A 14,332-nucleotide genomic window follows, 5' to 3' on the forward strand; every position below is an offset into this window, starting at 1 on the left:
GACGCCGCCGAACGCGCTCGGACCGAGCCATCGCGCGAAGACGATGGTCCCGGCGAACCCGATTCCGGCCATCACGAACTGCGCGATGGTTCCACCGAGGGTTTCCCGGCTGAGGCTTGTTTTCGCAGCCTCGCTCATACGTAACCGAGGTCACGGAGTTGCGCCTCGATGGCTGGCGATAGGGCCACATCGTCCGTTACGACCCGTCGGTTCAGCTCGTTCACAAGCTTCTCCATTCGCTCCCGTGGCTTTGCTATTTCGCCCACTTCGTGGAGGCTGTCCGGCGTCTCCCACCCGTAGTAGTGGGCAGCGGCCATGCCGTACAGTTCCGTGTCCAGTGGCTCGATATCGAAGCCGTCACGGGTGAGCGCGGTCCGGTGGCGGTCGGTCAGGCCGTGATACTCGACCAGCCGTTCGGGTTCTTCCCCCGTCTCCGACCCTGCAAGCAGGTTTCTCCCCCTCGAATCCCCGTCGAGGTCCGCGATGTCGAGAACCGTCCGATGGACGTCGAGCAGGGAGACCGGACCGTCGCGCTCTTTGGTGGTTTGAGCCGTTTCGCCTCCATCGGTCGCATCGGCCAGCCAGAGACACAACGGAATCCGCGTTACATCCGGATACAGCCCGCAGAGGTGTTCCCACGCGCCGTATTCGCCGAGGGCTTCGCCGTGGTCGCCGAGCGTGATGACGCAGTCGAACGACTCGCGGAGTTCCGCGAAGATGGCGCGATAGCGGTCCGCGAGGTAGCGAACGCCGTCGTCGTACGCTTGTCGGATTCGTTCGGGGTCCGCATCCGGCGAATCGAGCGTGGCACGAAGGCCGTCGAGTTCCGGTGGTTCGACCGTCCGGAACTCCTCGGGCGGGGAATACGGGGTGTGGGCTTCCATCAGGTTGACGAAGAGGAATTCGTCGTCGCCGAACTCGGTGTCGCGGACGAATTCGAGCGCCTCGGTCGCCCCGTCGTCCCGGGTCGCCCGACCCATCCCCAAATCACGGAGCTTGAGGAACGCGCCACGCTTGAGCGACGGGACGGTATCGCAGTCGCCCAGGAGGATATCGCGCAGGGCGAAGGCGTAGCGTTCCGATCCCATGTCGCGCGTCTCGGTGATGAAGCCGTCCCAATCGAAGACGTTCGCCGAGAGGGCATCGAGTCGCCAACTGCCCTCGAACTGGTCGAACCCGCGATGGAAATCGAACGGGCGGGAGATGTTGACGTTCGCGCTGAACGCACGGGTGGTGTACCCGCCTTCGTGGAAGGACTCCGGAAGCACGGCTTCCGGACAGTCGAGGCGCTGTGCACCGGCGTAGACCCCCAGTTCGCTCGCGTACTTGCCCGCAAACAGCGAGGCGTGCGCCGGAACCGTCCAGTGTGAAGTCGAGTAGGCGTTCTCGAATCGGGTTCCCGGCAGCCAGTCGAAATGCTCGTCGAAGGCGTCCTTGCGAAGGGTGTCGAGGACGACGAGCGCGACGTTCATCGGTACCCTAACGCCGAGAGGCGGTCGGCGGTCGACGTCGTTTGTCCGTCCGCTCCTTCCGTCCCGTCCGACCCCACCATCCAGCTTTTCGGATCGTACGTTCCCGAATCGGTTCCGCTCGTGACCACCCACGGCACGTCGCGGAGGGCGCGAATCGGCGTGTTGTCGGGGTGGCCGTAGATGTACCACTCGCCGAAACCGTTGCCGTGGTCCGCCGTGATGACCACCCGGTCGGCGTCCAGATTGTCGAGCAACACCGCCACCTCGGAGAGAGCGTAGCGGAGGTTGTCCCGGTAGGAACTCCACACTTGCTCGCGGGTGAGGTCCCCCCGTCGCAAGCGTTCCCAGACGCCCACGCGCTCGCCGAACTCGCCGCGACTCATCTCGTCGCCCGGAAGCGGGTCGGGAATCGACGGGAAGTGTGGTTGCATGTAGTGGACGACCAGTTTGTCCGCGTCGATCTCGCCGTCCCCGATGGACCGTCCGGCGACGATAGCCCGGTCGGTGACGGCGCGAGCGGGAACCGTTCCCAATTCGTCGTCCCACCCGTCACGCCACACTTCGTCCAACTCGGCGAAGTTCCGCGAATCGAGATGCGCCGCGGAGTTCGGGTTCGCGGTGACGTGGACCGTATCGGAGCAATCCCGGGGGTCGAAGTTCGCGTGCATCCACTCGTCCGAGCGAGTCCCAGCAGACGCGAAGCGCCAGACGCGCTTCACGAAGGGAATTTCGGGTGCGACCTCACACATACAGTCGAACCGACAGCCGTCGAGGACGACGAGGGCGTCCCATGAGTGGTCGTATATCGACTCGCCGAACGACCCCCGTCCGGCCAGTCGCCGGAGAAAGCCTTTGTATAGCTCGTAGGCGGACGTGTCCATGCCGGTCCACCCATCCTCGTGGACGCGGTCACTGCTTTCGCCTAGCCACTCCTTCAGCGTCATCGGCCCCCTCCTGCGTACCGAACCCTATCGACCGCGTCCCAGAACCCTTGTCGCCAAAGCCAGTCGTTGACCCTGTCGAGCGCCGTCTTCGGAACGATCCGTTCCTCGTATCGGGTCGGATACTCGCGCTGCAACCGGGCCTCGTTTTCGGCATCGATGCTTGCCCGCGTTCGGTCGGGGTGTTCCATCGTTAGTGTCGGGTCGTACCGACAGGGTCCGTAGGATTCCATTCGCCAGCCGAATTCCGTGTCGTCGCGCCACCCGGCGTACTCGCTTCTGAACCCACCCGCGTCGAGCGCGGTTTCGCGGTCGAACGCCAGATTACAACCGACGTACAGCCCCGTTCCACGGTACGTTCGTCCACCCGACACGCTTCCCTCGACGCACACCGCGCCATCGGAGACGGCGCTCTCCACGCTCGCAACCCAGTCGGGTGGCGGTCGGCAGTCGTCGTCGGTGAGCGCCACGATATCCGCGTTCGCCGCCTCGATGCCAGCGTTTCGTGCTTCACAGATGTCGAGCGTCGCGTCGTCGACGACCAGCACTTCGAATTCAGTGACGGTCTGATTTCTCAGGGCGGCGACCACGGCGTCGTGGTCGTTTTCCGGGACCGTCGGAATCACGACCGAAACCCGCGGCTCACTGGATTCGTATGGGTTTCGAATCATCGGTATCCACCGCGGCGCGCTTTTTCGCCGCCTCCGCGTGCGTTCGGTTGACCTGTTCGAGGAGCGATTCGGCGAACGTCGTCCTGTCGTAGCGACGGGCGAACCGCTGAATCTCGTCGGCATCGAAATCCGAGGGGTCGAATCGTTCGACGGCCTCACGGAGCGATTCGACGGTCGGTTCGAACCCCAATCCGGTCGTTCCCTCCACGATTTGGTGACGGGTGTACCCCTCGTTCACGCCGATGAGCGGTTTCCCGGCCGTCAACGCCTCCGCACCGACCAGGCCGAAATCCTCGTCCTTCGGCGCATAGACGACGGCAGTGGCGCGGGAAACGATATCCGCTACGTCTTCGACGTAGCCCAGGAGTTCGATGTTGTCGTGTCCGCGTGCGCTCCGTTCGAGCGTTTCGCGTTCTTCCCCGTCACCGACGACGAGGAGGCGTTCGTCCAGTTTCGCGAACGCATCGATCACGAGGTCGATGCGTTTCTCCGGTGCAAGCCGGGACCACGTCACGAAGTACCCGTCGTCGCCGTCGTTCCGCCAATCGCCGGTTACCGGCGGGTAGATGACCGCCGCATCCCGGTCGTAGTATCGCTGAATTCGGTCGCGGACGAGTTCGCTGTTGGCGACGAACCGGTCGACATAGTCGTTGCTCTCCTTGTCGAGTGCCCGCCAGCACTTCGCATAGCCTTTCAGCGCGAACTTGATGCCCGGATAGTCGAACTCCCCGAGTCGGTCTCGATAGAGGTCGTACAGCCATCTCGGCGGACTGTGCGGGTAGTGAATCACCGTCTGCTCGACCGGCGGAACGTAGGATTTAGAAAGCGGCGCGCTCTCGATGAGCACGTCGTACTCAGTCAGTTCGTCGGCCGCGTCGGTCATATCGAACGATACCGAGAGGGTTTCCAGCGGGTTCATCCCCTCGTTTTTCCATTCGAGTAGTCGACCCGAGAGGCCACGTGTGTACTTTCCCTGCCGTATCGGAACGACGGTCACGTCGTCCGGAATTCGAACGTCGTTCGCCACGTACATCGTGTAAATCGGCGCATCGAGCACGCGCGCCGCTTCGATGGCGAATCGCTCACCACCGCCCATACCCGGGAATCTGTCGTGCAACACCGCTACGTCGTATGAATCCTGTCTCATTGGCCCACCCCTGAGCGTGACGATGGTACAGCACGCTATTGTATAAATTGTGGTGGGTGTTTTGAAAAATAGCAGCGTTCGATCCGTCGAGCAGGGGACGTTCCAGACCTACTCGAACATCGGATGGGTATCGAGTAGTTCCGTGATGACCTCGCGGACCTCCTCGTTCGCCTCCTCCTCGGGAACGACCGGGTCCATCCCGTCGAACACTTCGTGGACCATCGCAACGCCGTCCGAAAGCGTGTCCAACCCGTAACCGCCTTCGAGAACGAACCCGAGAGCCGCGTTCGATTCGTCCGCCAGTTCACGAACTTGGGCGGTGAGGACACCGTATCCCTCCGTCGAGACGCGCATCCGGGAAATAGGGTCGTGCCGATGGGCGTCAAATCCTGCGCTCACCAACACGAGGTCGGGATCGAATTCGAGCACCGCGGGTGCGATGAGTTCGTCGAAGACCGAGCGATATTCGGGGTCGCCCGCTCCCGCCGGGAGCGGTGCGTTGAGCGTCGTTCCGTTTCCGTCCCCTTCGCCCGCTTCCTCGATTTCGCCCGTGCCGGGATACAGTCCATCCTCGTGAATCGAGATGTAGAACACGTTTCCGTCGTTGTAGAAGATGTCCTGCGTGCCGTTTCCGTGATGGACGTCCCAGTCGATGATCGCGACGCGTTCGGCCCGGTCGTCGTCGATGACCGCTTGGGCTGCGACGGCGGCGTTGTTGAAAAAACAGAACCCCATCGCGTCGTCCTCTACCGCGTGGTGTCCCGGTGGACGACCCAATGCGAACGGCGTTGCACGTCCGTCTTCGCCGTCCAGTGCGGCGTTCGCGGCCCATTTTGCGAGCCCCGCGCTTTCGAGTGCGGCATCCCACGTCGCTTCGACGGCGACGGTGTCCGGGTCCCAGTTACCGCCACCACTCTCACAGAACTCGCGTAACTCCTCGACGTACCCCTCGTCGTGAACCGCCGTGACTTCCGCTTCTGTGGCTGGTGGTGACTCTACGTATTCGACGCCGTGTTTGCGCGTGAGGGCCTGCCGAATCGCACGTAGTCGGTCGGGGTTTTCCGGATGCCGTTTTCCGGTATCGTGAGCTAAACAGACCTCGCTGTAGCCGAAGTTCATTCGAACAGCCTGAAGTAAGTCTCGATGTCCTCCGCCTTAACGGTTCGCCGGTCCGCGTGATGGGCGAGGATCGTTGCCGCCGATGCGACGTTGTCGGCGTAATCTTCGAGGATGTCCGCAAGCGCTACCCGCGCGTCCATCGAGACCCGATAATCGTCACCGATATCGAGGCGGGCAATTCGATCGACGGGAGCGACCGGAAGGGTGAGTTCGTCCTTGTCGATGACCTGCTGGACGCCGAAATCAGCCGCCATCAGTGTCTTCCGTCTATCTTTCGTCGCCTGTTTTGCAGCATCTACGGCCAGCTCTGCGCCGTGACTCTGGATCCGGCGGGCGAGTTCCTCGGCGGCATCCGCACTGACACGAAGGGTACCCGCGTTCCGTCGGATTATCGTATCGACCGGCGCGAACGGAAGCTCAACGCTCATGATCCAACAGCGGAAGTCTGTCGCCCTTAATCTTTCCCTACCGTCGTTCGCGGCAAATCGAATACGACGGAAACTGCTATCACGAATAAAAAGGACGACAGTGCAGCCATCACGAATTAAAACGACGACACCGAATCCCCGGGCACGATGAGCGACCCACACGAACGCGACCGAACGATGGCGAAGGAAAAGGAAGACGAAGCGGAACAGGAAGGGGAAACCGAGGCCGAACAGGCCCGTGAGGAGGAACTCGAAGACGAGACGGAAGTCGAACAAAAGCAGGCCCGTGAAGACGCCGCGACCGACGAACAGAACAAGGACAATCACCGCGACGAAGAGCCGTTCCAGAGCTAACTCGGAACGTCCGAAAACGCGTTAGAACACGTCCTCTGCGTCGAGCTTGCCACCACGACGCTCGCCGCGAACGGTCACTTCCTGCCCGAGGTGAACGTCGGCATCGGTCTCGACGCTTATCGTTTCTTCACCGTCGTCCAATACGACAGGGTTGCCCGCTTGAACGACCGTTCCCGTGAACTCGACTTGCTCGCCGTCGTCGGTCGATGTCGTATTCGCGTCCGCCGTCGAGTCGGATTCCGTCTCGGTCGTCGTCGTTTCTTCGACGTCGCCTTCGACGTCGCTTCCGAACGCGTCGAGTCCGGTTTCCGCCTCGTTCGTGTCGCTTTCTCCGTTCGCCGCGTCCGTCGGGGAACTGTTGTCGAGGACGGAGATGGTCGACTGCCATCCGGCGGAGGCTTCGATGTCGTCCGCCCAGCCGTCCTTGATGGAGACGTCCGCGAACGCGACTTTGTCGCCCGGCGCGAGTTCGCGGTCGGCCTTTTCACCCCAGAGCGCGACGCGGATGTCGCCGGTTTCGTCCTGCACGCGGACGTTCTTCACTTGGCCCTCGGAGCCGTCGTCGCGGTCGAACGTGCGTTTCGGGTCCGATGAGCGAATCACACCGGTGATGTCCTCCGTGTCGCCGATTTCGAGGTTCGCGATCGGCGTGCTCTCGGGGACGTATTCGATGTCGGCATCGATCTCCTCGACCGCGCCACGGTTGCCGACGTGGAGTTCGAGGTTCCCATCGCGCTCGCGGACGTACCCGTCCACGATTTCGACGGTGATGCCGGGTTCCAGTTCCTCGACGATGTCAGCGCGCTCGTCCCAGAGCGTGATTCGGATTCGACCGGTTTCGTCGCCGACGGTGAGGTTGGCGACTTTGCCCTCGGAGCCGTCGTCACGGTCGAACGTGCGGACGGTTCCGGTGTCGAGTAGTTTACCTGGAAGGTTCACGTCCGAGAGGCCGAGAGAGAGGTCGGAGACGGAGTAGGAGTCCTGAACCTGCACGTCGATTTCCGTGTCGTCGTCCGGTTCGGCTTGGTCCACGTTGACCTCGGTCCCGCTGTAGCCGTCCGTCGGGCGGCCCTTGATTCGCAGGACTTGGCCGGGTTCGAGTTCCTCCTCGGCACCCCGTGCCTGTTCGTCCCAGAGAGAGATGCGAATCGACCCGGTTTCGTCCGCGACGTCGACGTTCAGGACGTGACCGTCCTCCGCGTCGTCGCCGTCGCGTTCGAACGTTCGGATATCGCCGACGCTCGTCACCTTGGCAACGAATTTCACTTCCTCGATGCCGGGTTCGATGTCGGCGACGCCGTTCACCTCGCTTTCGTCCAGTTCGTGCGCGATGAGCATTGCGGCGGTTTCCTCGTCCGCAAGCCCACCCATCTGTTCGACTTTTTCCTCGACGGCGTCCCGGAACTCGTCCAGAGAGATGTCGGCGTCGAGGTCCCCATGTACCTCGTCTATAACGCCCATAATCGTACTCGGTTGCAGGGTTGGCCGTCGCTTAAGCGTTGTCTTTGTGTCGGGGAACGGAAGTCCGCCGATCCCGATCCGGTTCGAATCATAGCTATCAGTGGCCGCATTTTCGTTGATAAAGTTACGCCCCGTGCCTCGATGACGCTTTCGTGGATCGTCAGTTCCCGGCCAGTTCCCGGCGCTGGACTAACTGTTGTCGGTGTTCGCGACCACTTTCGATTTCCCCATGCTCTCGTGGGTGACTTTCACCGACTTCGGAACCGAACCGGCGAACGTGAGCGTCGCACGGTACTCGATTTTGGTGAGACACTCCGAACAGCCGACGGTCCCGCTCTTCTTCTTCGTTCCGACCGTCACCATGTACGTCCCCGTTTTCGCGTCGGTTTTCGTACTCTTGAGGTAGGGTATCGCACAGGAGTCGCTTCCTCCTATCGTGCCGGTGATGACCATCCGCGAGTCCTTGACCTCGACGGACGCCTCGTTTTCCGGGGTTCCGCAGTTCGAACTGAGGACCTTCACCGTGCCGTTCTTGAGATTCGACTCGCCGTCGCCCGTCGAGGTCGTGGTCTCCATTCCGGTCTTCGTCGTCATCTCTTCGGTCGTCGTCCCGTCCGCCGTGGTCGTGGTGGTCGTGGTAGTCGTATTCGTACTCTCCGACCCCGAACCGCCGGGACTGCCGCCGTCTCGACTGAGACAACCGGCCAGTATGCCGACCGTTGTCGCCGCACCCGCTCGTTTCAGGATGTCTCGTCGTTGCATACTATCGGATACTATACCCATTCTAAAAACTGTCCCGTAGACGAAAATAGCGATTTGAGTTATTCTCATAGTGCCGCCGGGTGCGAATCGTGTGGTTGCCTCGCATCCACACACCGCCACCACATCGCAAGCGCTATTAAGCCGAGCGCGAAATGAATGAATGAGTCCTGGTAGGGTAGTGGACTATCCTCTTGGCTTGCGGAGCCAGGGACCGGAGTTCAAATCTCCGTCAGGACGTTCACTTTGTTCGCGACCTGACTTGCCTCACGCTCGCGTCTGCTCGCGTGAGACTCCGTCAGGACGTTTTTGAAGCGCTACAACAACGAGCGTAGCGAGGTGTCTGCGCTTCAAAAACTCCTCGCGGAGATTTGAGCAGACGAGACGCAGCGCGCGAACGGATATGAGCGTGACCGTCTCGGCGAGTTCAAATCTCCGTCAGAGCACTCACTTTGTTCGTGCTCCGACTGGCCTCACATTCGCTACGCTCATGTGAAACTCCGTTAGACCGCTCACTTCGTTCACGCTCTAACGTGGTTTACCCTCGCTACACTCGGGTAAACCTCCGTCAGAACGTTCATTTCATTCACGACCTGACTTGCCCCACGCTCGCGTCTGCTCGCGTGAGACAGTCGTCAGAACGTTTGTCGAATCCGACTCACTTCGTCGCGCGCAGTAGAACCTTCTCGTTGCTGAACTCGGTCACTTTCCCATCTTCAACCGTCACGTCGTACACCTCCTCGGCTTCCGGTCCGCGAACGAGTTCGTCCAGTTCCTCGCGCGCGTCTTCTCCGGGATTCGTGCGTTCGGCCCACGACTCGTAATCGAGGGATTTTCGCATGGTCGTGAGTTCGTCAACCGACAATCCGACCTCGCTGAACCGGTCGCGCCACTGCGCGGCGGAGTAGGCCTCGCCGTGGGTCGAATCGCGGAGGCGTTCGAACCGGTTGTAGAACGTCGCCAGTTCGTCGTCGTCGGGGACGATGTTGTCCTCGAAGGCGACGACGCCGCCGGGAGCGAGCACGCGCGCGACTTCCGACACGAAGGCGTCCGGGTTCGGGAAGTGGTGGGCCGCGATGCGGCAGGTGACGGCGTCGAACGCTCCGTCCGAGAACGGTAGCCGCTCCGCGTCGGCGACGGTACCGACCACCGGAAACGCGTCCGTCGCCGTTTCGACCATCTCAGGGGTTGCGTCGGCGGCGACGACGGTGTCGGCGGTTTCTGCGAGCGCGCCAGCGGTGTGCCCCGCGCCACAGGCCACATCGAGGGCGGTCGATGCGCCGTCGCACCACGACGCGAGGAGTTCGAGGTCAGCACCTTCTCGGTGAACGTCGCTGTCGAGATAGGAAGCGGCCACCGCACCGAACGAATCCGTCGTCGCCCGCTTCCGTTCGAGTTCGTCCATGCGAGACGGTACGTCGAGCGGTGCGAATACCGTTCCCGTTTGGCCAATATTCGCGGATAGATGTGGATGGATGTACGGATCGGAGACCATGCTATGTTGTCTCTGGCCAAATCTGGTATGAACCGGGACACTTTTGAATCTCGGCTGAATATTTACTCGTGTATGAGTAAAGCTGAAACCTACCGTTTGTTCGTTCGTGATCTGAAGAAATGGGCCGCGAAGAAAGCCGCTAAATAACCATTCTCGGTTCGAACCCCCGACGATAACCCAGTCAGGTCCCATGGGGGTTCGTTTTCCTCGGTTCGGTGTGTGCGACTGTTCATCGTCGGAAAGGAATTTTCGTCTCGACAAACGAGTAGTCGTATGGATACCTACCTTCGGGCCGGACTCGCCATCTACAACGCTGGGGAGTTTCACGCCGCCCACGACGCGTGGGAGGAGTATTGGTTGGACCTCGACAGCGGTACGACGGATGAACGCTTTCTCCACGGACTCATCCAGTTCACCGCCGTGGTTCACCACACGACGGATTCGAACTGGACCGGAATTCGTGGCCTCGCCGAGAGCGCGGCCGCTTACCTGGGCGACCTTCCCGGGGAGTATCGAGGCGTCGACGTCGAGACGGTTCGGAGCTACCTCCGTGCCGTCCGTGACGACCCCGAGTACGTCGAGCGGGTAGCACCACCGCGCCTGACTGACGACGGGGCCGTCCTCCGTCCCGACGACCTCGGTTTCGAGGAATCGGCCGTCGCCGCACTCGTCCTCGCCGAGGAGTTCGGCTACGATGAGTCGGTGCTCGAACGGGCTATCGAGTTCGCACGGATGGATTTGGAGGCGGGCGACGAAGGAAGTCGGTTCATCACGTTCGTCATGGATTTCGTTCGCCAACCTGAGAACAGGGCGTTGATCTTCCAGCGTCTGTCCCAACACGTCGAACGACGGGAGTTCCGGGAGACGGACGTTGACGGCCTGTTCGAGTAGGTGATGTCACTCAGAAACTGAGACACGAGCAGGATATTGGGAATGATTTATGGTCGTGACACCCGCTAGGCACAGACAATGAGCGAGGTTTCCGCGAGCGTCGGGCGTTATCTCAGCACGATTCACCTCGTTAGCGAGAGTACCGGCCGTCCGGCCAAAACCGGCGAACTGGCGACGGCGTTGGACGTGAGTTCCGCCAGCGTCACCGAAATGCTCACCACGCTCGAAGCGCGCGACCTCGCAACGTACGAGAAGTACAAGGGAGCGAGGCTCACCGACGAAGGCGAGGAAACCGCACGCGAAGTGATGTGGAAACACTGTCTCGCGGAGAACTTCCTACTGTCCGACCTCGAAATCGATAGCCCGGAGGAGGCACGCGAGATGGGGAACGCCCTCTCGGACGAGGTGGCCGCGCGTATCCGCGAGCGTATCAACCATCCGTGTACTGGGGAGTGTAGCGCACCACATACCGAGTACAACGAATGCTGTGACGACGTGCGCGACACGGAACCGATGGATCACAAGTGACTGGCGAATTCAGGCGAATCGGACGATCTTCTCGAAGGCATCGGACGGAAGCGTTTCGCCCGACGTGATTCCCCGTGCGGAGGTTTCTCCCAGCGAATCGGTGACGAACTGACGGGCGACGAGTGCCTTCCGGTCGTTCCCTGCCGCGAGTTCCCCGTCCGCTTCCGACAGCAACAACGCGGCGGTGTACACGTCGAAGACGTACTCGGCCAGTTCCTTCGCACGATGCTGTGCGTAGTCGTCTCCTTCCGTCGCTACCGCCCCGAGTGCCTCCTGTAGCCCGCCGAGTTCGTCGCGCGTCGTCACCACGAGGTCGGTCAGTTCGTCGTGTTCCACGCCATCGAGTCGATCACGGATCAGGGCCAGTACTGGTTCGTGTGCGTTTTCGCGAGCCATCGAACGAAGCACGTCGAGCGAGAGGATGTTCGACGTTCCCTCCCAGATGGGGAGTACCTGTGCATCGCGCAGAAGACGATGGGTGACGAAATCGTTCACGTAACCGTTGCCGCCCTGAATCTCCATCGCGTACGAGGCGACATCGACGGCCATCCGTCCCGTTCGGGACTTGGCGATGGGGACGAGCAGTCGCATCAATCCGAACGCGTCCTCGTCCCCTCGCTGGTAGCGGTCGAACGCCCTCCCGGCGTCGAACGTGAAGGCGGTCGCCGCTTCGTGTGCCACCGCCATCTCGACCAGGTCGCGGCGCATCAGCGGATACTGGTCGATGGGCTTCCCGAACGCCTCGCGGTTGGCCGCCCGAACCTTGCTCTCCAACAGCGCCCGTCCCATGAGACCGCACGAAGCGAACGCGTTCGCGATCCGTTCGAGGTTGAGCATCTCGGACATGTAGCGGAACCCCGAGTCGATTTCTCCCACGAGATACGCCTCGGTGTCGTCGAATTCGACCTCTCCAGTCGGGACGCTGACCGTCCCGAGTTTGTCCTTCAGGCGGCGAATCGTGTATTCGTTTTCCTCTCCATCGTGGGTCGTCTCCAGTATCAAGAACAAGGAAAGTCCATCGGTCCCGGCGGGTGCGTCGGGTCGTCGGGCGAGCGTGAGAACCGCTCCGGAATCGACGTTCGAGCAGAACCACTTCTCGCCGGAGAGTTCCCACCCGCTTCCGTCCTCGACGCGCTGCGCGATGGTTTCGGTCGCGCCGACGTCGCTTCCGCCCTGCCGCTCCGTGAGGAACATCGCGCCTTGGAGCAGGTCGTCGTACTCGCGGGTCGTGAGCCGATTGAAGGTTTCCGAGAGCGGACCGTCGGCACCGGAACTGTCGGCATCGGAACCGTCAGCGAACCGTTCCAACACGAGCGCGACACCGGCCGTCATCGCAACCGGGCAGGTCAACCCCACGTCGGCGTAGGCGAGCAGGTAATCCATCGTCAAGTGATGGAGCATGGGCGCCGGGGCGTCCTGCTCGGGAGGTGCCCGAAACGAGTCGGCGACAGCACCCGAACCGTACACCAGTCGCTCGTTTTCGAGTTGATGAGGATGATATTCGACCTCGTTCACGGCATCGCCGAACCGGTCGTAGCGCCGGAGTTCCGGGCCGTGCTCGTCGATGCTGTCCGAGTGTTCCGCGATGATGGTTCCGACGATGTCGCCGAACTCGTCGAATCGCTCCTCGGCCCATCCTCGGTCACCGCCGTAAGTGCGTTCGACTTCGTGCTGTAGTACCGGGTCGTACTGCCAGTAGTTCAGCCCTCGCCCGCGGTCGAACTGCCCGTAGTCGACAGTCATGCTGACGAAGGAATCGCGCGCGAGCTAATTAAACGATGTCCCGAGAGGAACGATTACACGATGTCCCGAGAGGAACGATTACACGATGTCCCGGTACACGCGACCGAAGGCGATACGCTGAAGGGTTCCGATCGCGGCTTCCTCCTTTTCGTGGTACGTCACGGCGACGACCGTTTCTGCTGCGGGTGCGACGTGCCACGCGACGCTGTCCACGTTTTCACTGCCCTCCATGTGTCTCTCGAAATCGTCCGGAACGTCGGCGTCGAACTCCTCCGAGGTTCCGGTGTGCGTTTCGAGGAGGGTGGCGAAAAGCGCGTCCCACGCGGTGGAAACGACATCGCTCGTCACCCGCTCGCCGTACTCTTCGCTGTCGAAGCGCATCGCTTTCGCCGTTTCCTTGACGACGGTCTGTGCTGCCGGACCGATGTCCTCGTACTGTTCGCGTGCGGCCGCTTCCGTTGCCGGGGAAAAAACGCCGTGCGTCTCCATGTCCGATACGTTTTGGGGCGGGGAACTATTCGTTTTCGTCCTGTGCCGTGTCCGTTCCGTCGGCGTCGTCGTCCTCCGCACCCTCACTTTCGTCGTTCATCATCTGTTCGGTCATTTGCCGTGCTTCCGCCATGATTCGCTGTGCGTCGGAACCCATCGTCGCATCCCGACCGTAGCCACCGGCTTGCTGGAGTTCGTCTTCGAGTCCGTGTCCATGGCCGTGGTCGTGACCGTGGTCGTGGACCGTATCCTCGAACACCTGTGGATACTCCTCTTCGTCCGCGTACTCCGTGATTCGCGGCGCGAGTTCGTCGGGACCGTCCTCGTTCCACCCCGGCGCGTACTCGTCGAGCCACGATTCGTGTTCGTCGTCCCCGAGAATGGCCGCAAACGCGAGATGATTGGCGAGATGTTCCCCGTCCGACTGTGGCGTTTCACACACTGGACACGCATATCCCATACGTGCGATACGGTTTCCGCATTGAAAAACGGTTCACTCGGTGCCGACCGGGTCGAGTTCGACTAACATCACGAGCGCGTCCTCGCCGTCGCCGTAGTATTGGGGTATCGTCCGGAGATACCGGAAACCGAACTCCTGATACAGCGAAATCGCCGGTTCGTTGCTCGCTCGGACTTCGAGCTTCACGCTGTGTGTTGACTGGAACTGCAACCCGGACAGCGCTCGCTTGAGCAGTTCTCGGCCGATTCCTTCGCCACGGCGAGAGGGATGAACCGCGAGGTCCTTGATGTGCCCGAGTGGACGCCCGTGGTTCGGGATCACATCGGCGACGACGTAGCCGATGATCTTCACCCCGTCCGTGGCGACGAGAAACG

16 protein-coding genes and 1 tRNA gene are annotated in these 14,332 nt (G+C 61.6%); 4 read left to right on the forward strand and 13 right to left on the reverse strand.

Annotation, left to right across the window (positions count from 1 at the left end; genetic code table 11):
* Positions 1-134 precede the first annotated feature (134 nt).
* The 6 genes from WBV42_RS16495 to WBV42_RS16520 form a co-directional block, all read right to left on the reverse strand.
* On the reverse strand, positions 135-1,472 hold the full coding sequence (locus tag WBV42_RS16495; protein WP_423986992.1) for a sulfatase-like hydrolase/transferase: 1,338 nt from the start codon (positions 1,470-1,472) through the stop codon (positions 135-137).
* The gene (locus WBV42_RS16500; protein WP_423986993.1) at positions 1,469-2,416 is read right to left on the reverse strand and encodes a hypothetical protein; all 948 of its coding nucleotides are present in this window, start codon (positions 2,414-2,416) and stop codon (positions 1,469-1,471) included. The genes WBV42_RS16495 and WBV42_RS16500 overlap by 4 nt, the downstream gene beginning before the upstream one ends.
* On the reverse strand, positions 2,413-3,084 hold the full coding sequence (locus WBV42_RS16505; protein ID WP_423986994.1) for a glycosyltransferase family 2 protein: 672 nt from the start codon (positions 3,082-3,084) through the stop codon (positions 2,413-2,415). Before WBV42_RS16505 ends, WBV42_RS16500 begins: the two co-directional genes overlap by 4 nt.
* Positions 3,056-4,231, reverse strand: a complete 1,176-nt coding sequence (locus WBV42_RS16510; RefSeq protein ID WP_423986995.1) for a glycosyltransferase — start codon at positions 4,229-4,231, stop codon at positions 3,056-3,058. Before WBV42_RS16510 ends, WBV42_RS16505 begins: the two co-directional genes overlap by 29 nt.
* Positions 4,232-4,339: 108 nt before the next feature.
* Complete coding sequence (locus WBV42_RS16515; protein ID WP_423986996.1) at positions 4,340-5,350, reverse strand: histone deacetylase family protein; 1,011 nt, start codon at positions 5,348-5,350, stop codon at positions 4,340-4,342.
* Entirely contained in the window at positions 5,347-5,778 is a 432-nt protein-coding gene (locus tag WBV42_RS16520) for a histone (protein ID WP_066144987.1), read from the reverse strand. The genes WBV42_RS16515 and WBV42_RS16520 overlap by 4 nt, the downstream gene beginning before the upstream one ends.
* Positions 5,779-5,925: 147 nt before the next feature.
* On the opposite strand from WBV42_RS16520, the gene WBV42_RS16525 reads away from it, so the two are divergent.
* Complete coding sequence (locus tag WBV42_RS16525) at positions 5,926-6,132, forward strand: hypothetical protein (RefSeq protein ID WP_253228943.1); 207 nt, start codon at positions 5,926-5,928, stop codon at positions 6,130-6,132.
* 21 nt (positions 6,133-6,153) lie between these two features.
* On the opposite strand, the gene WBV42_RS16530 is transcribed toward WBV42_RS16525, so the two are convergent.
* Together WBV42_RS16530 and WBV42_RS16535 are read right to left on the reverse strand one after the other, a co-directional pair.
* On the reverse strand, positions 6,154-7,593 hold the full coding sequence (locus WBV42_RS16530) for a single-stranded DNA binding protein (RefSeq protein WP_423986997.1): 1,440 nt from the start codon (positions 7,591-7,593) through the stop codon (positions 6,154-6,156).
* A 189-nt stretch (positions 7,594-7,782) separates the two neighbouring features.
* The gene (locus WBV42_RS16535) at positions 7,783-8,355 is read right to left on the reverse strand and encodes a hypothetical protein (protein WP_423986998.1); all 573 of its coding nucleotides are present in this window, start codon (positions 8,353-8,355) and stop codon (positions 7,783-7,785) included.
* Between the two features lie 164 nt (positions 8,356-8,519).
* On the opposite strand from WBV42_RS16535, the gene WBV42_RS16540 reads away from it, so the two are divergent.
* Positions 8,520-8,592: transfer RNA gene (locus tag WBV42_RS16540), tRNA-Arg, on the forward strand.
* Positions 8,593-9,010: 418 nt separating this feature from the next.
* On the opposite strand, the gene WBV42_RS16545 is transcribed toward WBV42_RS16540, so the two are convergent.
* Entirely contained in the window at positions 9,011-9,757 is a 747-nt protein-coding gene (locus WBV42_RS16545) for a class I SAM-dependent methyltransferase (RefSeq protein WP_423986999.1), read from the reverse strand.
* 363 nt (positions 9,758-10,120) lie between these two features.
* Here WBV42_RS16545 and WBV42_RS16550 point away from each other — a divergent pair, with 363 nt between their 5' ends.
* The gene (locus WBV42_RS16550; protein ID WP_423987000.1) at positions 10,121-10,738 is read left to right on the forward strand and encodes a DUF309 domain-containing protein; all 618 of its coding nucleotides are present in this window, start codon (positions 10,121-10,123) and stop codon (positions 10,736-10,738) included.
* A 78-nt stretch (positions 10,739-10,816) separates the two neighbouring features.
* Entirely contained in the window at positions 10,817-11,266 is a 450-nt protein-coding gene (locus WBV42_RS16555) for a metal-dependent transcriptional regulator (protein ID WP_423987001.1), read from the forward strand.
* Positions 11,267-11,275: 9 nt separating this feature from the next.
* Here WBV42_RS16555 and WBV42_RS16560 read toward each other — a convergent pair whose 3' ends face one another.
* From WBV42_RS16560 to WBV42_RS16575, 4 genes are all read right to left on the reverse strand, one after another.
* Entirely contained in the window at positions 11,276-13,009 is a 1,734-nt protein-coding gene (locus WBV42_RS16560) for an acyl-CoA dehydrogenase family protein (RefSeq protein ID WP_423987002.1), read from the reverse strand.
* 78 nt (positions 13,010-13,087) lie between these two features.
* On the reverse strand, positions 13,088-13,498 hold the full coding sequence (locus WBV42_RS16565; protein ID WP_423987003.1) for a DUF5809 family protein: 411 nt from the start codon (positions 13,496-13,498) through the stop codon (positions 13,088-13,090).
* Positions 13,499-13,523: 25 nt separating this feature from the next.
* The gene (locus WBV42_RS16570) at positions 13,524-13,958 is read right to left on the reverse strand and encodes a DUF5810 domain-containing protein (protein ID WP_423987004.1); all 435 of its coding nucleotides are present in this window, start codon (positions 13,956-13,958) and stop codon (positions 13,524-13,526) included.
* Between the two features lie 33 nt (positions 13,959-13,991).
* A partial coding sequence (locus WBV42_RS16575; protein ID WP_423987005.1) for a GNAT family N-acetyltransferase occupies positions 13,992-14,332 on the reverse strand: 341 nt, incomplete at its 5' end.

Source organism: Haladaptatus sp., from assembly GCF_049589095.1.
GTDB lineage: Archaea > Halobacteriota > Halobacteria > Halobacteriales > Haladaptataceae > Haladaptatus.